We start from the raw sequence: 21710 nt of genomic DNA on the forward strand, positions 1-21710 counted from the left end.
ACCGTTCTGGGAACGGATTTGCTCCATTCACTACCCCACGGTGCCGGAATTCTCCTGGTGTGTGGCAGGTTCCGGCAGACGAACGGCGCCCGCTCGGGGTGAGACCCGAACGGGCGCCGTGCGCACGGAGGACGCGTGAGAGGTGACGTGGTGTCAGTCGTTCGCGACCACGGGGTAGCGCGGCTCGTTCTCGGCCATCTGCCGCAGCGCGTCCTTGCGTTCACGCTTGGAGAGCCGGTCGATGTAGAGGTACCCGTACAGGTGGTCCGTCTCGTGCTGCAAACACCGTGCGAAGTACCCGGTGCCGCGCAGCTTGACCGGGTTGCCCTTCTCGTCCTGCCCGGTCACCTCGGCGTAGTCGGGGCGGGCGAGCGCCGCGTACGCGGTCGGCACGGACAGGCAGCCCTCGTTGCTGTCGTCCAGGCTGCGCCGGTCGGCGGGCAGCTCGACGAGGACCGGGTTGCAGACCACGCCGACGTGGCGGACGCCCTCGTCGTCGGGGCAGTCGTAGACGAAGACCTTCTTGCCGACGCCGATCTGGTTGGCGGCCAGGCCCACACCCTCGGCGGTGCGCTGGCTGGCGAACATGTCCGCGACCAGCTGCTGGAACTCCTCGCCGAAGTCGGTGACGTCCGCGCACTCCTTGTGCAGCACCGGGTTGCCGACCACCGTGATCGGACGCGAGGTGCCGCGCTCACGCCAGGCAGCCTCGCGCTCCTCGCAGTCCTCGGTGTCGACGACGAACCCCTCGTCGTCCACGGGGAGCACGCCCGCGTGCTGCTGATCGGTGTCCTGCTGGGCCATGACCGACGTATGCCTTCCTCGAACAACAAAGGGTGATGCTGAATGGCGACTGCTCCTGCGGAGCCCAGGTAAAGACTACGGGGCCGCTCAGCAGACCTCTTCCAGGTCCCGCCAGTCCCGGGAGTCGGGACTGTCGGCGACCCACCCGTCCAGCAACCCCTTCACCAGCGCAGCCGGCGCAGCCACCCCGCACTCCCGCTCCGGCACCCACAGCTGCCCGTCGGTGCGGTGGCCGAGCGGCCCCGGGTGTCCGGGTTCGCTGTGGTCGTGCGGGTCGAGGTGCTCGCCCTCGCCCTCGTCGGACGGCATCCGTGACTCCGAACACATCCGGCACAGCAGCCGGACCGACGACGACCAGTCCTCGGCGGCGAAACCGGCGTCCGCGGCGAGCTGCTCCAAGGCGTCCCGGTCGGACTCGGTGGCGGCCTCCAGGAGGACCACCCAGGTCGGCACGGGCGACGGCGCCCACAGCTCGATCTCGTCGAAGACCGGGTAGGCGTGCCCGGCGGTGGTGGTCCGTTCGCCGTGCGGCACCCCGTCGTGCAGGACGACCTCGCCCCAGCGGCGGCCGGAGGACGGCAGCGGGATGGACAGCACCTCGATGCGGGCGGGGTCCAGCCGCCGCCCCCACACGACCTCGGCCTCCCCCTCCGGGGACAGCCGTACGGCCGCGCTGCCGAGCTCCATGCCGAGCGGCTCACCGGCGTCCGTCGCGTCCCCGGGGGTGCGCAGCCCGTAGGCCTGCCAGGCCCGGCGGGCCAGCGGCCAGTCCTGGAGGGCGGTCGCGGCGATGCCGACGTTCCACCAGTCGGGTGCGCCGATGTCCCGGTCGAGCAGCGCCACCGCCCTGAGGCCCGCCGCTCTGGCCTGCTCCCAGTCGTGCCGGAACTTGTGCAGCAGGGCGAGGTTGAACCAGGACTCCGACAGCCAGGGTTCCAGGTCCGCGGCGCGCGTCAGCAGTGCACCCGCGTCCTCGTAGCGACCGTCGCCGATCAGCGTGAACGCGCGGTCGGTGGCCTGCCGCCAGGAGGCGGAGGGCCGGTGCCGTCCCTTGCCGAAGATCCTCACGATTCCCGCCTGCCAGTTCCGTTCTGTGGGCTGGCTGTGCCTTCCCGCGCCCCCGGACACCTTCTCCTTCGCATCCAACCACGTACGGCTGGAAGGGCGCTCATTACCCATGGGTTACCCAGCCGCGGGCGAGGTAAGACTGCCGCGTGAAAGCACCCGGGCCAGTGCTTCCACGACGTCGGGAGCGTAGTCGCCCGCGGTGGCCAGGCGCAGCTCCTCCAGTGCCGTGAGGCCGCCGCCGGGCCCGGCGTCCCTCGCCTTCTCCTCGTAGGCGTTCACGGCCCGTACGATCCGTGCGGCGACCGGCTGCTCCCGGCAGGGGTCGGCCTGCCGCTCCACCACCACCGCGACGGCCGCGTCGACCCCGGTCTGGCGGACGACGGCCCCGCCGAGCAGGGCGATCCGCCGTTGCTCGGCGACGGGCAGACCGGCGGTGGCCCCGGCCGGGACCGGGTCGACCAGGCTCAGCTGGCCGATGTCGTGCATGAGGGCCGCGTACTCCAGCACGGTCAGCTCGGCCCCGGACAGCCCCAGGTCCCGCCCGACGGCGCCACTGAGTTCGGCGACGCGGCGGGCGTGCCCGGCCGGGGTGTACCCCGCGATCTCGGTGGCCCGGGCCAGGGAGGCGATGGTCTGCCGGTAGGTGGCCCGGACGGCCGCGTACCGCCGGTAGGACAGCTGGGTGAGCAGCAGCGGCACGCAGAGGACGGGGAGCGCCCACAGTCCCGCGACGGCCACCGCGAGCGCCATCACCGCCCCGGTCGCGCACACCGCGGACGTGATCCCGACCATGCCGCGCAGTTCCTCGCGCAGCAGCGGGCCGAAGGGCCACCCGGTGCGGGCGCGCGCGGGCGCGGCGGCGAGCACGGCGTCGCACAGCGCGGTCAGGGCGAGCAGCGCGATCAGCAGCAGCGCGTAGGCGGGGCCGCCCCAGTCGCGGAAGGCGCCCTGGTTGAACGGCAACTGGAAGCACACGGCGGCGAAGGCGACGGTGAGCACGCGCCGCGCCAGGTGGTCCAGCACGGGCCCGCCGCCGCGCGCGATGTACGGCACGCTGCCGAGCAGCGAGGCGGCGAGCACGACGGTGACGGTCTGGGCGACGCCGTGGTGCGTGGGCTGCCCGGCGACGTCCCCGAGCAGCGCGTACGCCAGCGCCCCGGCGGCCCCGAGCGGCGCGGACTCCCGGGCCTCGGTCCCGGCCCGCCGGGTGACCTCACCGAGGGCGACGAGGACGCCGAAGGCGAGCGCGACGGGCCGCTCGGCCAACCCCGACCACAGCACGGAGGCGAGACAGAGGAGCACGAGGAGCCCCGCGCCGCCGGGGATCAGGAGAAGGGCCACCGGGGACCGGGAGACGGACCGCGGCCCGGCCTGGAGCGGGGACCAGGGCTGGGACGGGTACTGAAGCCGAGGCGGGGACGGGTACTGAAGCTGGGACTGGGACTGGGACTGGGACTGGGACTGGGACTGCGGCTGGGGCTGGGACTGCGGCTGGGACTGCGGCTGGGGCTGGGACTGCGGCTGGGACTGCGGCTGGGGCTGGGACTGCGGCTGGGACTCGGGCCGGGGCTGGGACTGGGGCCGGGGCCGGGGCCGGGGCTGGTACGAGGTCATGGTGCTCCCCCGCCGACGTGGTCACGCGGTACCTCGCCGCGGCCGGCCGTCGGCGCCGGCCTCCGCCGGTCGTGGCCGTTGCCCGTGGCCACGCACGGGGCCGCGCCCATGCCCGCGCCCATGCCCATGCCCGCGCCCGCGCCCGCGCCCGCGCCCGCAGGAACGACGGCGCCCGGCCCGGTCACGGTCGGCATTCCGTCGGCCGCCGCCCCCGGCCGCCGACGGCGCTCAGAGCGCAAGCGCCGCCCCGAACGCAAGCGGCGCCCCGAGCGCAAGCGCCGTCCCCCGAGTACACCCACCCCGTCATGACGCCCCCCTTCCCACGCTGTCCCACGCGCCCTCGCCCCGGCCGCCCGGGAGCACGCCGGCGGGAACGACCGGTGTGCCGTCCGCCGTCACCGCCGGTCGCCAGCCGTGGCGTACCAGGGACCGGACCAGCGCCCGGACCATCCGTGGGTCGAACTGCGCCCCGGCGCACCGCTGGAGCTCCTCCACCGCCGCCGCCACGGGACGGGCCCTGCTGTAGGACCGCGTGGACGTCATCGCGTCGAAGGCGTCGGCGACGGCCACCACCCGGGCCGACTCCGGGATCCGGTCGCCGACCAGCCCGTAGGGGTAGCCGCTGCCGTCCAGCCGTTCGTGGTGGTGGAGGACGGCGGCCCGGGCCTCGCCCAGGAAGCGGATGCCGCGCACCATCTCGTGCCCGTACTCGGGATGCAGTTCGATCACCCGACGCTCCTCGGGCGTCAGCGGCCCGTCCTTGCGCAGCAGCCGGGTGGGCACCCCGAGCTTGCCCACGTCGTGCAGGATCCCGGCGAACCGGAGGGTCTCGACGCGCTCGTCGTCCATGCCGAGCTCGCGGGCGATCATCATCGAGGCCTGGCCGACCCGCTCGCTGTGCCCGCGCGTGTAGCCGTCCTTGATGTCGACGGCCTGCACCAGCGCGCGGATGGTCGCCTGGTGCGCGGCCCGCTCCCGGTGGTACTGCGCGAACGCCCACCACGCCACACACATCGGCAGCAGCACGAGCAGCGCGGCGACGGGCCCGTACGGGCTGCGCCACAGGACGGCCATCATCAGCCCGGCGAGCCCGTGCACGGCGATCGGCGCGAGCGACCCGGAGAACAGCCCCCGCCACGCCCGCCCGGCCGGCACGCGGTCGGCGAGCGCCAGGATGCCGCCGTCGAGCAGGGTCAGTACCAGGCAGAACGCCAGTACCGCGGCCCCGGCCGGCACGAGCGCGTACGGGAAGTCGGGGGCGACCACCGCGTCCCGTCCGCCGCACGCCCAGTGGACCCGCGCGGCGGCCCACACGGCGAGCGTCAGCTGCGCGGCCCGCCAGACGCGCCGCAGGGCGAAGGGCCGCTGCGCCACCGGGGACAGCAGGGCCCCGGGCAGCGCCACGAGCGCGGCGGCGGGCGGCGGCAGCAGGAAGGCCCCGGCGAGCAGTACGGGATAGCAGGTCCCGACGAAACGGGAGCGGGCGACCAGTTCGGAGCCCGCGTACAACCCGGCGAGCAGCAGCACCGCCCACCAGGGCGTACGCACCTGAGGCAGCGGGCGCAGGCAGACCAGGGCGGCGAGGACCACACCGGCGACGTACGCGTGTGCCCGCGCCGGTACCGCGTCCATGTGCCCCTCCCCCGGCCATGCCTGTCAGGCTCCGGAGCCTAGGACGGCGGCAGGGGAACGCGGGCAGATAACCCGCGGATTAGCACGTACGGGTGACGTGACGGGTGACGTGAGGCGTCACGGGTCGCCCGGTCGGGACCGGCTCGGGAGGCTTAGGACTCCTGCGGAGTCGGCGGCGCGGCCGTGACGTCGTGCTCGGGCACGGACTGCCCGGTGCGGATCAGGTCGATCCGGCCCATGACCTTGGAACGCAGGTCACCCGGCACGTCGTCCTGTCCGCAGCACCGCTTGACCAGCTTCTTCACGGCCTGCTCCAGCCCGTACTTCTCCAGGCAGGGCGAGCACTCCTCGAAGTGGTGCTCGAACTTCACGCAGTCCGAGTCCGGCATCTCTTTGTCGAGGAACTCGTAGAGATGATCGAGGATTTCGCTGCAATCCGTCTCGTGCGGCTCTCCGCAGCTCATGACCCCGAGCCTTTCGCTTCGTTCGACTCTCCGGCGCCGGCCGGGACCAGGCCGCGGTCGCGGGCGTAGTCCTCCAGCATGCCGCGCAGCTGACGGCGTCCACGGTGCAGCCGGGACATCACCGTACCGATGGGTGTCCCCATGATGTCGGCGATCTCCTTGTAGGCAAAGCCCTCTACATCCGCCAGATACACGGCGATGCGGAACTCCTCGGGGATCGCCTGGAGCGCCTGCTTCACATCCGAGTCGGGCAGGTGGTCGAGCGCCTGCGACTCCGCGGAGCGCAGACCCGTCGACATGTGCGACTCGGCGCGCGCCAACTGCCAGTCCTCGATCTCCTCGGCCGCGCTGCGCTGGGGTTCGCGCTGCTTCTTGCGGTACGAGTTGATGAAGGTGTTGGTGAGGATGCGGTACAGCCACGCCTTGAGGTTGGTGCCCTCGCGGAACTGGTGGAAGGACGCGTACGCCTTGGCGTAGGTCTCCTGCACCAGGTCCTCGGCATCGGCCGGATTACGCGTCATGCGCAGCGCGGCCGAGTACATCTGGTCGAGGAACTCGAGCGCGTCCCGCTCGAAGCGCGCGCTGCGCTCCGCGGTCGACTCCGCGCCCGTGCCCCGGCCCTCGGGCTGCTCCGCCTGGCCGTGTTCGGTCCCTGCGTCGGTCCCAGTGACCGGACCCACCTCCTCCAGTGTTGTCGTGAAACCGAGACCGGTCTCACTCGAATCGGAGGATAGACGACCTGCGGTCGGGGATGCTTGCCGATCCGGTCCGCCCGCCGCCCGAATAGGGGCGGTCTTCGCCGCGTGCAGCACCGTCCAGTCCAGGTCGGCGCGGCTGCTGCGACTCGGGCAGAAGGCTGAACCCATGCGGCGGACTTCCTCTCCAACGGCGTCGGTGCTGATTCTCAGCAACGTATGTCCGCCACAACAGTGGCCGCCCGCCGGTCATTCCCGGGCCTTCACCCGAGTGAGCCGACCCACTTCGCGACCCCCTCGGTGATCAGTTCCAGGGCCTGTTCCTGCGTGGTCTCCGCCCGCTTGGGCACGGCGAAGCCGTGGTCGCCGTGCGGAACCTCGATCAGGTCGTACGTCCCTTCGGGGAACTCCCGGGGCCTGCCGAACGGGTCGTTGCCGCCCTGTACGACGAGGGTCTGCACGCCGGCCCCGAGCAGCTCGTCGGCGCGGGACTTCTCGGGCTTGCCGGGTGGGTGCAGCGGGAAGCTGAGCGCGAGGACGGCGTGGGCGCCCAGTTCGGCGGCGGTTCGGCAGGCGACCCGGGCACCGGCGCTCCGGCCGCCGGAGATCACCGGCAGCCCCGGCGCGGCGAGCGCGGGCCAGATGCCCCGCCAGCCAACGTCCAGCGTCTTCGGCGCGGGCGCCAGCTTCTTGCCGGCCACCCGCCACGGCTGCTCGACGAGGGCGACGCTCACACCGTGCGCGGGCAGTGCGGCCGCCAGCGCCCGCAGGTCGCGCGCCTCGATGCCGCCGCCGGCACCGTGGCTGACGGCGAGGACGAGGCGGGGCTTCTTCGCCGGGTGCCAGGTGATGCGGGCGGGGCCGGCTTCGGTGTCGATGCTCTCGGTGGTGTCGCTGGTCACATCAGAAGAGTGTGCCCTCTTCCGGAGCCTCAAGCTCCTTCAGCAGCTCCGGTCCGTTGTTGCGGACGCTGCTCACGGCCGTGGAGACGGGGAACGCCCGCATCAGTCCGGCGGGCGGCGCCGCCAGCAGCGAGGTCAGCTCGTCGGGGTCGGTACGCGCCGGGTCGAGCCAGTCGTCCCAGCGGTCCGGTGTCAGCATCAGCGGCATCCGCGGGTGGATGTCGGCCAGGGCGTGCGGACCGTCGGCCGGGGCGACTGCGAGCGGTGAGGTCTCCGCTTCCGTGGTGATGACCGAGCACGTCACCCACCAGGACCGCGGGTGGTCGTCCGGCAGCGTCTTGTCCCGCCAGAACTCGTACAGCCCCGCCATGGCGAACACGGACCCGTCGGCGGGCGTCACGAAGTACGGCTGCTTGCGGGGCCGCTTCTTGCGCCCCTCGACCTCCAGGCCGCGTTCCTGCTTGCCGGTGACCCACTCGTAGTAGCCGTCGGCGGGCAGGATGCAGCGCCGGGTGGCGAAGGCGCGACGGAAGGACGGCTTCTCGTGGACGGTCTCCGCGCGCGCGTTGATCATCCGGGCGCCGCCCTCGGGCGTCTTGGACCAGGAGGGGACGAGCCCCCACTTGAGCTTGCGCAGCTGGCGAACCGGCTTCGGGTCCTCGACGTCTTTCAGGGGACGGTCCAGGACGGCGTAGACCTCCTTCGTGGGAGCCACGTTGTAGTCGGGCTCCAGAGTCTCCTCCGGCTCCCACTTCTCGATCTCGAAGATTCCCGAGAGATCCTCGGGTCGACGACTCGCCGCATACCGTCCGCACATATGGACACCCCATCTGACCTGCGAAAACGTGCTTCAGTCAGCACCAAGTCAGCACGGTGCTGGTGAGCGCCATATCCATCGCCTTGTCTCGTTCGGGTGGTCGCCGCGCACCTCGGCGACCATGCGCACCCCACGACGGCGGAGCTCAAGCGGGTAACGGGAAGGTCGTGCCATGACTCGATCCTTTCATGAAATCGAGTCTCCATTCGAGCCGGGGCGGTTCATTGCATGACTTGCGAAACGTTAACTACCCGGCCTCGGGTCAAGGCCCCCTCGGAGTAGTCTCCGCGGCCGGGCAGGACGGTCCGGTCCGGCAGATGTCGCTTCTCTGACCTCAGGCGCCACTCCACCCGCTACAGGTCGTCCAGGACGACCTCGGGACCGGCGACGCCGAAACACCTCTGCAAATCTCACTGCTGCGCCACATCGACATCAGACGGATTTTGCAAGGGAACTATCAAGCCGATGCATGCGACCACCCGCGAAAGATCAGCATCAAGGAACACTATAAAGCGATACCCGCCCCTCTTTCGGTCGTCGATAAACCCGACAATAAGTTCCTGATCACCGGTTCTCGCAAGGTTATCCACCGCCTCCTCGAAACCCAACGAGGGCCGCTCAAGTTTCTGCAATCTCCGCAATCGCTGGGCGTAGGTGTGATGCAGTCTCGCGGCAGCCATCCTGCCCGGCCAAATTTCGAATGGCGCCCCAGCGGCAAGGGCACTTTCGGCCTGCGAATGGACAGTGGATTGGACAGTGAATGCTCGTCTCAGATCATCTCGCTCCACGTGCACTCCTATCGTGATCGCGGATTGAACCACAGCCCGTTCCCTATCCTGATCTCGTCTGCTTCAATCACCCCTTCGAGTAGATGCTCCTCCTCAAAGAACCCGGAGTCGAGCTCCGTATCGTGGATTTTAATATTTTTACTCGGATCCACGCCGGAGCGACGAACCCGCATCACCACTGAACCCGCCCCCCACTCGTCAACCTCTTCCTGGGCTCTCTCCTCGCTGTGACTCCAGGAAGTGTACGGGCTGTCCGTATTGTTACCGCCTACATGACTCGCCGGAGTGGACGGACCGCCGAACGGAACAGCTCGACCTTCAAGTGCATCGGAATGCTTCCGATGCCCATCACCGACCCCTCGATAATAATAGTCGCCTCCACTACCACAGTTGTGGACCAAGACCGGAGCTGTACCCGCGAGCACGTAGTACGTGTGGGTGTCGCTGACGGTCAGGTTGTGTACGATTTCTGACTCTGCTGTCCAGCGTTTGAGGGTGGTGACCTTGACGTAGGTGCCAGCGCTGGTCTTCAGCCACTGGCCCGGTTGCAGGTCTGTAGCAACGATCCACTTGCCGAGTGCCTCGACCCAGAAGGGGTGGCCGTCGGTCGCGGTGACCGATGCGGTCTTGGTGCCCTCGTCTCCGTCGATGTCGATGGTGACGCGGACCAGGTTCTTGGCGCCCTTGCCCTTGATCTCGGCGGTAACTGTCTGGACTGTGGTCTTGCCGGTTTCCGGGTCGGTGGCGAGGACCTTGTCCCCGATCTCGACGTCCTTGATGGCCTTGATTGTTCCGTCGGCCATCATGACGCGGGTGTTGGGCGTGAAGCTGTTGGCGACGTCGCATGACTTCGCCAGTTTCCGGGCCGTGCGGCTGGTGTCCCACCATTCACCGATGGCGTCGATGAGTTTTCCGCCCAGCGCCCACAGCTTCTTCCCCAGTGCTGTGGCCTTGCCCCATTTCCACGGCAGTCCGTATTTGATTGCCAGCTTTCCTACGACGCCACCCACGAGGCTGGTGACGACGTTGAAGGCGGTCGCGGCGCATGCCCCGAGGGAGCCGGTGGTGAAGCAGTCGAGTGCGTCGGTGATGCCGAGTTCGTCGGCGATGATTTTCGCTATTTCCTTGGCGACGCCTACTGCTCGGCGTTTGGCCGCGTCCGCGTGTGCCTGCGCTGCCTGCTGCTGCCGCTTCTTGACTGCGGGTGCGGAGTCGTAACCGAGGGCTTGGCTGAGTGTCCAGCCGGCAGCGGCCGCGTTCTGCGACAGCTTCGGCGGGCCCATCTCTTGCCCAGGGGGCGTGTTCTCGCACTGTGGGCACGGCCGTGTGTTGCAGTCGATGAAGGGGCACAGGCCCGAGGGGTCAGCGTGCGTGGCCGGGTTGTTGTTGCCGTAGGTGTAGCCGTTGATCTGCTGAGGGTTGGCGAGGTTCATCACCGGGTCGAGGGAGATGAACCGTCCGCTTGCCGCGTCGTACTCCCGTGCGCCTAGGTGGACGAGCCCGGTGGTTGCGTCGTTGGTGCCGCCGACGAAGCCCTTGTCGTTTACCCAGGAGGAGGGGTTTGCCGCGGTCTGGTCCCGGGCAACGCCGAACGAATCCATGCGTCGACGTTGGGTGGTGCCGTCGGTGGAGGTGATGGCGAGCTGCGCTGTTCCCTGGTGGTCTCCGGCGAGGTAGGTGACACCGTCGGTGGTGCGCTGGGCGATCGTCTGCCCGCCGAAGGAGTAGTAGCGCGTGGCCTCGACCGTCTTGCTGGTCTTGTCCAGGCGGAGTTCCATGCCCGGCAGGTAGAGGGTCTTGTCCTTCGCGGTGTCGCGGAGGAGACGTGCACCGCCCGCGTCGTAGGCGTACTTGGTGTGGGTGCCGTCAGCTTCTTCGACCTGTGTGAGGTCGTTTTGCTTGTCCCAGGTGAGGGTCTGTGTGTCGCCGCCGATGACGCGGCTGGTGGTGTTGCCGGTCTTGTCGTAGGTGTAGGTGTCCTGTGAGGTGACGGCGGGGGTGGTGCTGGTGGCTGCGGTCTGGGTGACCGTCTTGGTGAGCTGGTGGGGGCCCGCGTCGCCTTCGCCGTAGGTGTAGGCGGCGGTGGAGGTGGGGTTGCCGGCGGTGCCGTGCCGGGTGATGCCGATGCGGTTGCCCGTGACGTCGTAGGTGTAGGTGTTCCAGTACGGGGAGACGCCGCCAGCGTTGGAGGCGGTGGGTGCCGCGGTGCAGGCGGCGTCCCGGGTGCCGGTGCCCGACGCTCCGTTCGGGGTGCTGGCGGAAGTCCATGCCTCTGTCATGCGTCCGAGCGCGTCGTAGGTGAGGCACTGGGCGTCGTTGGGCCCGCCGGCCGGTCGGTCGACGATCGAGCGGACGTTGCCGACATCGTCGTATCCGTAGGTGGCGTCCAGGGCGGGCGAGGCAGCGTTCTCCACGCGCACGCTCTGGCGGACGAGGCGCTCGGTGCCCCTTTCGTAGCGGAAGTCGAGCCACGTCTTCCTGTCGGCGGAGCGTCCGCTCCACAGTTCGAGGCCCTCCAGCTGGCTGGTCGGCGAGTACACCGCGTCCGTGACGTAGTCCGACGAACCGTTCAGTGAGGTGCCCATGCCCACGAGTCGCTGCAGGTCGTCGTACTGGAACGACACACTTTCGCCGGGCAGTCCGCCGACGGCCGGGTAGCTCTGGGCGAGGACGGTGCCGTCGAGGTTGTATCCGGTGTTGAACTCGTAGGTGCCACCGAGTTCGGGTTCGGCAGTCTTCGATACCGTGTACCTGGCCACTTCCGGCTGGTACATCGGGTCGAGCGACGGGTACAGCACCGAGCTGTAGACCGAGCCGTTGCGGTAGGTGTACTGACCGTACAGCTCGCCCTTGGCGACGGTGTCGTACTTGGTCAGGGAAAGCCGGGTGCCGGTGTCCGCGGGCCCCTGCCAGGTACCGGTCGGGCGGCCGATGGCGTCATATGTGGTGGTCGTCGTGTTGCCACGCGAGTCGGTGACGGTGGTCCGGCGGTCGAGGTCGTCGTAGGCGTATGTGGATCGGCCGGCGTCTGGGTCGGTGCCGCTGATCTGGCGGCCGCGCTGGTCGTAGTCGTAGCTCCAGCTGTTGCCCGCCTGGTCGGTGACCTTCTTCATCTGGCCCGACGGCGTGTACGTGTACTTGGTGGAGACGTAGTCCTCCGCGGTGCCCGTGGGCCGCGGAGCGTCACTCTTGTACTGGCGCAGTTCCACCATGCGGTCGCGGACGTCCGTGATGGTGGTGGTCGGTGTCTGCCCGGTCGGGGGGTCGACGTGAACGCGGTCGCCGCCGTAGGTGTAGGTGGTGCGGTTCTCCTCGACGTTGCCGACCTTGAAGATGGTGGCAGTGGTGCGGCCGGCTCCGTCGTACTCGCTCACCGTCTGCGCGTCGATGTCGGAGTTGTCAGGCTGGAACAGGGTTGCAGCCGGGGCGCCATTCGTGTAATAGGTGTCGTTAGTCTTCACCACGCGGCTAGAGCCGTCGTAGTAGGTGTCGGCGATGAGCCGTCCGCCGTCGGGGCCTTCGGTCTGGAGCTGCCGGGGTCGCAGGAGCCCGTCGTAGAGCTGGTACTCGCTGCCGTAGCTCGTTCCGCTCTTCTCGATCTTTTCTGTGCGAACGTAGGACGGCCCGTCCTTGCGTACGGCGTACGTGTACTTGATCGACGGGCTGAAGTCGGCGGCTTTGGGACGGTCGGGCATCCAGACGGAGGTAAGGCGGCCCAGTGCGTCGTAGGCGAGGTCGCTGCGCTTGCCGTTCATGTCGGTCTGCGTGACCGGCTGTCCCCATTGGGGCGCGTACTCGGTGGTGGCCGTCCAGCCGAGCGGGTTCGTGTCCTCCTTTTTCGTCGCCAGTCCGTAGGTGTCGGTGTACTTGCTGGTCGTCGTCTTGCCGGCGGCGTCCGTCACGGTGAGCGGGCGGCCGTATGCGTCGTAGGTGGTCCGGCTGATGGTCTGGTAGGTGGCGGTGCTTCCGTCGTGGGAGGCCAGGCGCTTGACGGTGGTCGGGTCGCCCTTGGTCGGGGCGGCGCCCACGGTGGTCGTGCCGTCGTAGAGGGTGATGTCGTCCGAGACGACGTCCTTGGACCGGTCGGGGGTGGCGGGGCAGTCGACGGCGAGCGTCTCGACTCTGGCAACGAGACTGTAGATGTGCCGGCTTGGGTTGTCCGCGTACTGGGTGGTGGTGCACTGGTTGTCGGCGACGCCGGTCTCGCCGTAGTCGGCGGTCTTCACCAGGCGGCCGCTGACGGGGTCGTAGGAGTTCGTGGAGGCGGACTGCCGCCAGCCGCCGGAGGCCAGTGCTTCGTAGGAGTCGGTGCGCAGACTGCGGACGTATCGCGCGGTCCGGGTGCCCCAGTCTTCGGTGCGGGTGGCGGTCACCTTGTTCCACACCGTGCTGATGGACTTGTCGACGACCGTGTCACCGTTGTAGGTGAGCGTCTCCAGCTCGGAGCCGGACTTCCAGTCGTCGTCGCTGTGTGACTTGCCCTGGGAGTCGGTGACGGTGGAGTCCCGGGTTCCGCCGCTGGCGGTGGCGTCACCGTCCAGACCCTGGAAGTAGACGTGTTCGGTGCGGGTGTTCGACGCACTGTTGGTGCCGTCGGACGTCTGGACGCGGACGCGCTGGTAGCCGCGCCAGTCACTCCAGGTCAGGTCGTCGGGGTCGCCCAGACCGTCTGGCTTGACTTTGCGCCAGCCCGCGTCGCCCAGGTAGGTGTACGAGGTGATCTGGTCGGGGCTGTTCCCGATGAGGTCCTGTTCGGTCACGGACGAGACGACGTACTTGTGGAACCAGTCCGTGATCGGGTCCTCTTCACCCGGGGGGCTCCACTTGACCGGATAGCAGCGCACCTTCGATGAGCCGGGTGTCGGCAGGTTCGTCGCGCTGCACTGAGGGCCTGCGTAGTCGACCGACAGGACGCCGCCGGACTCACTCTCCACGGCCGTGAGGCGGAACCGGACGAAGGGCTGGATGTTGTCATCCGCCTTGTCGACCCGGTTGGCGAGTTGCAGGCCGTGCAACTTCACAGACGGCACGGCCACGTCTGTGCCGGTCAGCCCTTTGTGGTCGATCTGACTGAGCCACAGGGACTTGGAGCCATCACCGTTGTCGGTGAAGAGGTGGCCCAGGCTCCAGGAGTCGACGTCCTGATAGGTGGTGTCACCCGTCCGGATCTGAGTGGTGATCTTGTCGAGCTGCTTGCGGGTCCAGAACGTCGGAGAGTTCTGCCCGGGGCACTTGCTGTTCGCCTTGCAGTTGCGGTCCCAGGGCACGTCCGGCCAGTCCGCGGCGGTGGCGTCGGTCAGGTCGCCGGCCTCGCAGTCGGTCAGGTCGCCGATGCACCGCTCGGAGGTCGTGAAGTTGATCCGGGCAGCGGGCTTGGTGTCGTAGACGGTGCCGGCGCGCTGGCCGTAGTCGATGCGCTTGAGGTAACCGCCGCGGATGTACGGTTTGCCGTTCTCCGTGGTCTTGAGACCCTGCGTGTAGTAGTTGGTCTCAGTGCCGTAGAAGTACGAGACCGCGTTGCCGTGCCGGTCGACGACGGCGTCCAGGTTCCAGCGCCACGCCTGGTTGCAGTAGGCGTTGGCGAGGGTGGCCTTGTAGCAGGGCTCACCGGAGTCGTCACCGTAGACCGGAACGGTCCAGGCCGAGTTGGTCGATTCGTCACCGCTGGCCCACCCCGAGAGGTGGTTGAGGCCGAAGAAGAACTGGGTGCCGTCGGTGTCGGTGAGCTTCCAGTATTCGCCGTCGGCGTCACCGTTGCTCGCTCCGGTGAGCTTCTCTATCTTCGAGAAGTCGTCGGAGCTGATGCGCCACTCGCCGGTTTTGTCGTCCTTGATCAGTTCGCCGGACGCGCCGCCGGCGATCGAGATGGTGGCGTTGTCGGTGCCCCAGCACTGGTCGCCGTTGGTGTCGTCGTGGCCGTCGTCGGCACACGCTTTGTAGCGGCGCTCGATGAAGCCGGGCTCGTACGAGAAACCCTGCCCGATCCAGGACCCCTGGTTGTTCGTCGCCGATGTCTGGCCGTCGACCGTCTGCGAGTTGTAGTTCAGCCCCACCTCAGGGGCCAGACCTCCCGGTACGGGGGGCTTGGTGATCGGGTAGGACCAGTTGAAGGCACCCGAAGCGTTGGACACGCTCCACTTCGAGGACGGGGCCAGTGAGGTCGCGGCGTAGCTGCCCTGCGCGCCGGAGTCGCCGGCGGTCGCCGCGAAAACCGTAAGCGGCGCAGTGCCGCCGGCGCCTGCCGCGTTCGCCTTGACCTCGGTGGTGGCGGTAAGGGTGTGGTCGTCGGTGTCATTGGCCGAATGCAGCGGGACGGGCTCGGTGCATTCGGTCTTTTCCGGGGTGGTCAGTACGCACGCCGGGTACTGCACCAGGCGCAGCCGGGATGCGTAGTCTCCGCCGTAGGCGGCAGCGAACGGCGCGTAGTCCACGGACACCTTCACTGTGCCCGTTCCACGCCGTCCGTCCGCGCGGGCCACGGTCATCAGTGTTCCGTCGACCCCGGCCTTCGCGGCCTTCTTCCGGTCCGCGACGGCCACTTCGACCGTCGCCGGGCTCGACTGACCTGCCTTCGCGACGCGGACCGGGAGTTTTCCGGCCTGCACTGCCTTGGCGCCCACTGCGACCTTCGCACGGCCTGCGTCCGGCCACGCGTGCTTGTCGGCCTCGGTGACCGCGGATTTGCGGGCCGGGTCCGCCTTCTTGTACCGGTCGGGTTTGAGTTTCTTCCCGTCCACTGGGCGGTCGAGGTCCGTCTGAGTGGGCAGCCGGTCGAGTCCTGCGGCCTGCGCGTTCGCCGGGAGCGGGCTGATCTGTGGCAGCAGCGAGACGGCGAGGGCCAGGCCCAGGGTGGTGGCGACACGTCTCGCCGCGCTGGTTCTCCAGGATGTTGGGCGCATGACAGCTCCAGGTGAGCGGGGGCGCGGGCGTGCCGCGGACGTCAGGGGGCCGGCCAAGTGGGGCGCCCGGCGGGTGGCCGGGCGCCCTCCAGGTGGGTCAGGTCGCCACGTCCGGCTCCCCGATGCTTGATCCGGCGGGCAGGCGGCTCACCTGTGCGACGACGCTGGTGTCCAGGTCGCCGGCGAAGACGCGCAGCTCGTCGAGGGCGCCGGCGAAGTACGCGCCTGCCGTTGTCCCGTCCAGGGAGCGCCCGGCCTGCAGGGACGTGGTGGTGAAGTCCCAGGTGTTGTCCCAGGCCGTCGTGGCGGCGAGGGTGCCGTTGACGTAGAGCCGGGCATCTCCGAACACTGCCGAGTAGACCAGGGCCAGGTGGTCGCCCTTGCCTTCGCTGCTGGGCAGGGCGCCGGTGGCGATGGTCGTTGTGGACTTGGCGGATGTTCCCGTCCCGTCCGTGGTGACCATGGCCCAGCGCTGTGCCGACGCCAGGTACTTGACGGTGATGGCGCTGTTGCCGGTGCCAGCCAAGGAGAGCACCGTCTGGTCCCGGGTCGGTAGGGCGGCGGCGAGCCTCGCCCTGCCCGTGAGCGTGAATCCGTCCTGTTCTGCCAGCAGGCCGGCGCTGCGTGTCGCATAGGCGCTTGTGCCGTTGAGCTGGAGGTGTCCGTCGCCCCACAGGGGCTCGGCCGGGAGTGTGCATTCCGGATCCAGTGCGGGATCGCAGGAATCGTCAGGGAGGTAGATCGCGGCGCTGCCGCCCAGCGTCAGACCTGTGCCGCCCTGTGCGTCCGGCGAGACGCCGGCCGTGGCGTTGTCGACCTGCCAGTAGGCCAGCTGGCGGACGGGTATCCCGCCGAGACCGTGTCCTTCCGCCTTTGTGACCACGCGGTCGTGGAGTTTCACGTCCGCGATGCTGCCCTGTAGGTGATTGGTGTAGCCGTCCAGCGCGATCTTCCGACCGATCTGCAGGGCTCCGTCCGCGTTCCAGACGGTGTGTCTGGCCGTGACGGCCTTCTCGATCAGGTCTCCGTTGACGAACAGACTCATCTTGCCCGTGGCGTCGTTGTAGACGCCGATCAGGTGCGTCCAGCTACCGGGCACGGCCGTGGCGCCGGATACCTTCCAGGTGCCCATGGTCTGCATGTCGGAGTAGGGGATGGAGAAGCTCCACGACTCGGTGTCCGCGTCGTATCCGAGGGCGAAGCCCGGCTGGGCGACGCCGTCCTGGCTGACGACCGTGACGTCGCGTTCCGGCTGCTCGGCCAGGTGGACCCAGGCGCTCACCGAGAAGGTCGAGCCGGTGTCCACGGCCGGCGCTCCGGCATCCAGATAGGCGTCTGCCGAGCCGTCGAGGGCCACTGCGGTGTCCGCACCGCCCAGCGGTCCGGGCCGTCCGAAGGTCACGCCGGAACCGGCAGCCGCGGCCGGAGAGCCGCTCGTGCCGACCGCCTCGGATGCGCCGGCGGCGTCACCGAGGCTCCATCCCGCTGTGGGCGCCCGCCCGTCCCCTACGTTGAACGAGTAGGACGTCGGCGTCTTCTGCACGTTGCCCGCGTCGTCCACCGCGAGGACGTCCACGAACATCGGTCCCTCGTCCGGTGGCATCCAGGACGTGCTCGCCGGGCCGCCGAGCGTGGCGGCGTTTATGTACTTCCAGCTCTCGCCCTTGAACCGGTACCGGTAGGAGGCCACGTCCGCCGAGGACGAGTCGAAGGTGAAGGTGCCGTAGTCTCCGACGCCGGCGTGCCACTGTTCGTCATCGGGGTAGCGGTCGGAGGTGACGACCGGCGCCTTGGGAACGGTCGCGTCGTAGATGAACTCGCAGCGGGTGGCGTCACCGTCCAGGCTCCAGGACCCGTATGAGGTGCCGTCGTGACCGCGTACTGTCCAGCCGATCACCGTGTTCTGCGGGATGGTGAACCCGGCCTGACCGTCACCGGACAAGTCCGATCCCACGGTGTAAGTGAAGGTCGCCACGCCCGTCTGGTCGCTCCATGAGCTGTCCACCGTGCTCTTCGCCGCGGTGGTCGCGTAGTGGTTGTACGTCTTGCCACCGGCGGTCCACCACACTCGGAACTGAGCCTTCAGCCTTTCCGAGTTGCCGCCCGTGTCTCCGTGGTCGTAGTCCCTGATCACGGCCGTGAGCCTTGGCGCACTGGAAACGTAGTGCTCCCTGGCGCGCCCGTACTCGCAGTTTCCGCCCGGCGCCATCCTCAGATCGCCCATGGGGGACTGCGCCGGCGGGCGGTTATAGGTGACCGACAGGTGAGCGTTGCCGCAGAAGCGCTTCCAGTACGCGTAGTCGCTCTCGCTGCCAGCGGCCAATCGGAACGTCGTGGTGTCCCAGCCGTAGTTCGCGGCCTTCTGCACCGTGCTCTTGACGTTGAATCGCACGTTTTGGTTCGTGCTCGTGCACGAACCAGCTGGATTGGTCGGCGACTGCGAAGCGAGAGACTCCTTCAGGGAAGGCTGATTGCCCCAGTTTGTAGCGGAGTTGATGGCGCTCGCTCCACCGGAATTGACCCGCCCCAGCTGTACCGAACGGGCACTGCTGCTGTACGTGTGCACCATCGTCACGGCGAACTCCGCCGAAAGGATGTCCTTGTCCTCGAAGGCGCCCGTCGGGATGGCGAAGAACTGCCGCTTGACGTCGCTGCTCGAGGAGCACCGGTATGACACGTTTGCGGGGCAGCGACCCACGCCCTCGTCGTCGCCGAACTTCCAGAACTCTGCGGAAGAATGATAGGACGACACCATCGTCCAGGCGGAACGATTCGCCGTCTTCACGACCGGGTCGATGTACACCGGGTAGGTCGTCTCGCTGCTGGTCAGCAGGTCGGTGTCTGGTTCCAGGGCCAGGACGCCGCCGGACAGGTCCACTGCGACGTCGGCCACCTGCGCGCCGTCCGGCGGAGTGGATCCCGGGCCGCTGGAGGAGTCGTCGGCTGTCAGGCTCTGTGTCCGGGCTCCGCCCGTGTCGGTCTCGTCCGCAGGCTGGCTCGAGTCCCACATCTGCGGCTTCGGGGCCTCGAAGACCACGCCGGAGCCGGAGGCGTCACGTGCTTCGACCGCTCCGGACTGCGTCTCTGTCAGGTCCAGGTGAGCGGTGCGTACCGGCAGTTCGAGGCGTGTCAGGTCGGGGTTGGCTGCTGCCTTGGCGTCCTTGACCACCAGGATGTGCGAGAAGCCTTCGGCGTCCGCGTGCAGGCGCAGGTCCACGCCAGGCATTACGTTCGCGTAGGTGGCGGTCGATCCCTCGACCTGGGGTTCGGGCAGGTCGCCGGGCCAGGACAGGGCCAGTTCCCGGCCGTCCTTCTCGATCCGCGCGAACGTCTGGTCCTCGCCTCCGGAGAACGCCATGGTGCTTACGGCGGCCTTGGGCGCCCAGCTCCCGTCGGGGCGGCGCTCCAGTGTGGTGTCGATCGCCTGCCAGGCGCCGTCCTTGTGGGTGCGCACCGGCTGGACGGATTCCGTCTGGGTGAACGTGCCGTCGGGGTTGGCCACCGTCGTGCTGCGCTCGGAGCGCAGGTCGAGCACTTCGACGCTCTCGCCCGTGGACGCAGCCTTGCGCTGAGCCGTCTGCGTGTCGGGCACGGCTGCCGGGTTCTTCTGATCGGCGGCTTGGGCGGGGGCCGGTTGTGCGGAACCGATCGGCACCACACCGAGCCCCGTGGCCAGGACCGCGGAGATCACCGCCGTGGTCAGGGCTCGGCGGGAGCGGCTGCGTGCGCCTGGTCTTGGTATCGACGTCATGGTCCCGTTCACCCGACTATGCCGAAGGACGTGCCGGCGTCGGGGATGCCGCCCGCGCCCGGCCGGTACAGGGTCGCCGTACCTGTACCGGTGTCTACCGCGGCCCAGGTGAGGGAATAGAGGGCACCCTTGCTGGTCGCCGGTTCCTTGCTGTAGGGCACCCCCACGTACAGTGCGTTGGGACCGGAGCGCAGGCTGGTGCCCAGGTAGTCCCGTGCCGTCGCGACTCCGGGCAGCAGGCTCCCTGAAGCCGCGCGGGAAAGGACCTTGTCCGATGAGCCGAGGGAGGCGTCCAGCGGCTTGAAGACCTGCACGACGCCGGCGTCCTTGACGGCCCCGACGTCCCGGCCGGGGATACCGACGGCCAGACGCGCCGTCGCGGCCCCGGTCACCACCGAGGCGTCCGTGTTCGCGAGCGTCACTCGCTGGCCGAAGAAGTCACCGGAGGCCGGATCCCCCTCGACATCCGCCACCGTGGCATCGATGGTCGCCACCGTGGTGGCGGCGCCCGTCGATTGGACGCGCACCACGGACACCATGCCCGCGCTGGGGATCTCCCCGATGGACTCCCCCGGGATGCCGATCGCCAGCATCGCGTCGGAGTTGTAGCTCTGGTCCGCAGGACGGTAGTTGTCCATGCTCACCGACGTGCCGAACTGGTCGCCAGCCTCCGCCGTACCGGGCATTCCGTCGCTCGCCCCCGCCTGGTCCAGTCCGGCCAGCGGCTTCGGGCAGCCGCTCTCCAGCGTATGGCTGAACACCGTCACCATGCCGGCGAACTCCTGGGTCCCGATTGCCTCACCAGGACTGCCCACGGCGAAGTAGCGGTGCGTCCCGGTCAGCGACGTACCCATCCGGTCATACGCCTCGACGGCGCCAGGCACGCTGGGGGCGTCCTGAGTGATGCCGCACACGGTCGAACCCTGCAGATACTCGACCGCGCCTGCCTCGAGCCGCAGGACGTTGTCCGACGTCAGGTCCTCACCGGGCACGCCGATGGCGAGCCACGGCTGGCCGGATGCAGCTGTCCCGGACGCCAGCGCGTAGCCGAACAGGTCGTTGGCTTCTGTCAGCGCTCCCGCATTGATCACGTTTTGTGTCCAGTTACCGATGCGCGCGCCTTCGGTGCCGAGTCCGGCCGCGGAGCCGTGGTAGACGTACACGGCGCCGGCGTCGAGCTGGTTTATACCGTCGACGGCCACGTCCTCGTACGGCACGCCCACGACAAGGTCCGCGCAGGCGTCCCCGTCAGCGTCATGCACCGCCCACGAGAACCCGAACTGGTCTCCGCGCTCCGGGGCAGCTGCGTCGTTGGGGAGTGCTTGCGATATCTCCGCAGTCCCCTTGCCTCCGCCGTAGATCACGCGGACCAGTCCTGCCTGGGGTACTCCATCGACCGTCGCCTGCGGGTCCGCAACGACCAGGTCGAACAGACCGTCGCCATTGAAGTCCTGCCCGGCTCCGGCACACGCCGCTGCCGCCGCCGGCGCGGAAACCGGCTGGGCGTGAGCACCACCAGGCACAGCGACCGCGATCACCGCCATCCCAACCAAGGCGCCGAAAGCCCTGCCGTTTATGCGCACACCCCACCCCGAGATCATCAGGTTCACCGAAAATTCGCACTCGTCACGCCATGCGCACGAGACACAACTGACCGGGGCGTAATGATCATGTACGCGGCACACAAGATCGATTCAAGCCATCAACGTCACTTTTCAGCCATCGGCATATACGTGATCTGGCAGATTCCGCCTCAGGGAGCCGAATACGCCACTGCGTGGCCGACATGGCGCCTGCAGCATCAGGAAACGGCAGCGCGCCCCTCATCAACCGTGCACTCGCAGCCGAAACGCTCTCCGCCTGACGAGCCTGCAGCGTCACGCGGCCAGTACACGGGGGGCGGCAGATGCGGGGCGTTGGCGCCCGGACGGCGCGCGGTTCTCTTCGGGCGCTCACGACGGGTTCTGCAACGCCGTTCCTCCCGGCTGTGGACGGCGCTCTGCGGGATTCCGGTCGAAGGCCGGGCTGGCGGCTCGGCGCAGTCCGGGCGAGCTTCGCCGAATGGCTGTATCGCTACTTCGTCGGAAAGGACACACGTGACAACCGCTGGTTCGGCGCGGTCCTCCCCCAGAGAGAAAGCCGGGGGCCGGAGGACGCAGCCGGCGGCCGTGCGGGTGAGGGCTGTGAACGATCACGTAATTCCCCGGGCCCGGCGTCACGTAATTCCCCAGGTCCTGACCTCGTCCATGTCTACTTGATCGAGGGCTTGCCTGTCT

Annotated in this window: 13 protein-coding genes; all 13 read right to left on the reverse strand. The window is 68.8% G+C overall.

All coding sequences use genetic code 11. The features are described from left to right. Window positions 1-153: 153 nt before the first annotated feature. A complete protein-coding gene (gene def, locus ACFCZF_RS14690; RefSeq protein ID WP_375922310.1) occupies window positions 154-804 on the reverse strand; it encodes a peptide deformylase in 651 nt (216 codons plus the stop codon). Between the two features lie 87 nt (window positions 805-891). Continuing rightward, complete coding sequence (locus ACFCZF_RS14695; RefSeq protein WP_376671955.1) at window positions 892-1872, reverse strand: tetratricopeptide repeat protein; 981 nt, start codon at window positions 1870-1872, stop codon at window positions 892-894. A 114-nt stretch (window positions 1873-1986) separates the two neighbouring features. Next, the gene (locus ACFCZF_RS14700) at window positions 1987-3486 is read right to left on the reverse strand and encodes an HD-GYP domain-containing protein (protein WP_376671956.1); all 1500 of its coding nucleotides are present in this window, start codon (window positions 3484-3486) and stop codon (window positions 1987-1989) included. Next, on the reverse strand, window positions 3483-3671 hold the full coding sequence (locus ACFCZF_RS14705) for a hypothetical protein (RefSeq protein WP_376671957.1): 189 nt from the start codon (window positions 3669-3671) through the stop codon (window positions 3483-3485). The genes ACFCZF_RS14700 and ACFCZF_RS14705 overlap by 4 nt, the downstream gene beginning before the upstream one ends. Window positions 3672-3789: 118 nt before the next feature. Continuing rightward, window positions 3790-5118 carry an HD-GYP domain-containing protein gene (locus tag ACFCZF_RS14710; RefSeq protein WP_376671958.1) on the reverse strand — a complete coding sequence of 443 codons (1329 nt, stop codon included), beginning with the start codon at window positions 5116-5118 and terminating at the stop codon, window positions 3790-3792. Window positions 5119-5270: 152 nt separating this feature from the next. Then, complete coding sequence (gene rsrA / locus ACFCZF_RS14715; protein WP_375922323.1) at window positions 5271-5582, reverse strand: mycothiol system anti-sigma-R factor; 312 nt, start codon at window positions 5580-5582, stop codon at window positions 5271-5273. Next, window positions 5579-6262: an RNA polymerase sigma factor SigR gene (gene sigR / locus ACFCZF_RS14720; RefSeq protein WP_003973756.1), complete on the reverse strand. Its 684-nt coding sequence runs from the start codon at window positions 6260-6262 to the stop codon at window positions 5579-5581. The genes rsrA and sigR overlap by 4 nt, the downstream gene beginning before the upstream one ends. Window positions 6263-6540: 278 nt before the next feature. Continuing rightward, window positions 6541-7179 (reverse strand): alpha/beta family hydrolase, encoded by a 639-nt coding sequence (locus tag ACFCZF_RS14725; RefSeq protein ID WP_376671959.1) that lies wholly within the window; start codon window positions 7177-7179, stop codon window positions 6541-6543. Window position 7180: 1 nt separating this feature from the next. After that, a complete protein-coding gene (locus tag ACFCZF_RS14730; RefSeq protein ID WP_376671960.1) occupies window positions 7181-7996 on the reverse strand; it encodes an SOS response-associated peptidase in 816 nt (271 codons plus the stop codon). Window positions 7997-8406: 410 nt separating this feature from the next. Next, the gene (locus ACFCZF_RS14735; protein WP_376671961.1) at window positions 8407-8784 is read right to left on the reverse strand and encodes a hypothetical protein; all 378 of its coding nucleotides are present in this window, start codon (window positions 8782-8784) and stop codon (window positions 8407-8409) included. An 8-nt stretch (window positions 8785-8792) separates the two neighbouring features. Further along, complete coding sequence (locus ACFCZF_RS14740) at window positions 8793-15683, reverse strand: polymorphic toxin-type HINT domain-containing protein (RefSeq protein WP_376671962.1); 6891 nt, start codon at window positions 15681-15683, stop codon at window positions 8793-8795. Between the two features lie 97 nt (window positions 15684-15780). Continuing rightward, on the reverse strand, window positions 15781-19434 hold the full coding sequence (locus tag ACFCZF_RS14745) for a LamG-like jellyroll fold domain-containing protein (protein ID WP_376671963.1): 3654 nt from the start codon (window positions 19432-19434) through the stop codon (window positions 15781-15783). Between the two features lie 8 nt (window positions 19435-19442). Next, window positions 19443-21035 carry a VCBS repeat-containing protein gene (locus ACFCZF_RS14750; RefSeq protein ID WP_376671965.1) on the reverse strand — a complete coding sequence of 531 codons (1593 nt, stop codon included), beginning with the start codon at window positions 21033-21035 and terminating at the stop codon, window positions 19443-19445. Between the last annotated feature and the right edge of the window lie 675 nt (window positions 21036-21710).

It is taken from the genome of Streptomyces sp. NPDC056296 (genome assembly GCF_042268605.1).
GTDB lineage: Bacteria > Actinomycetota > Actinomycetes > Streptomycetales > Streptomycetaceae > Streptomyces.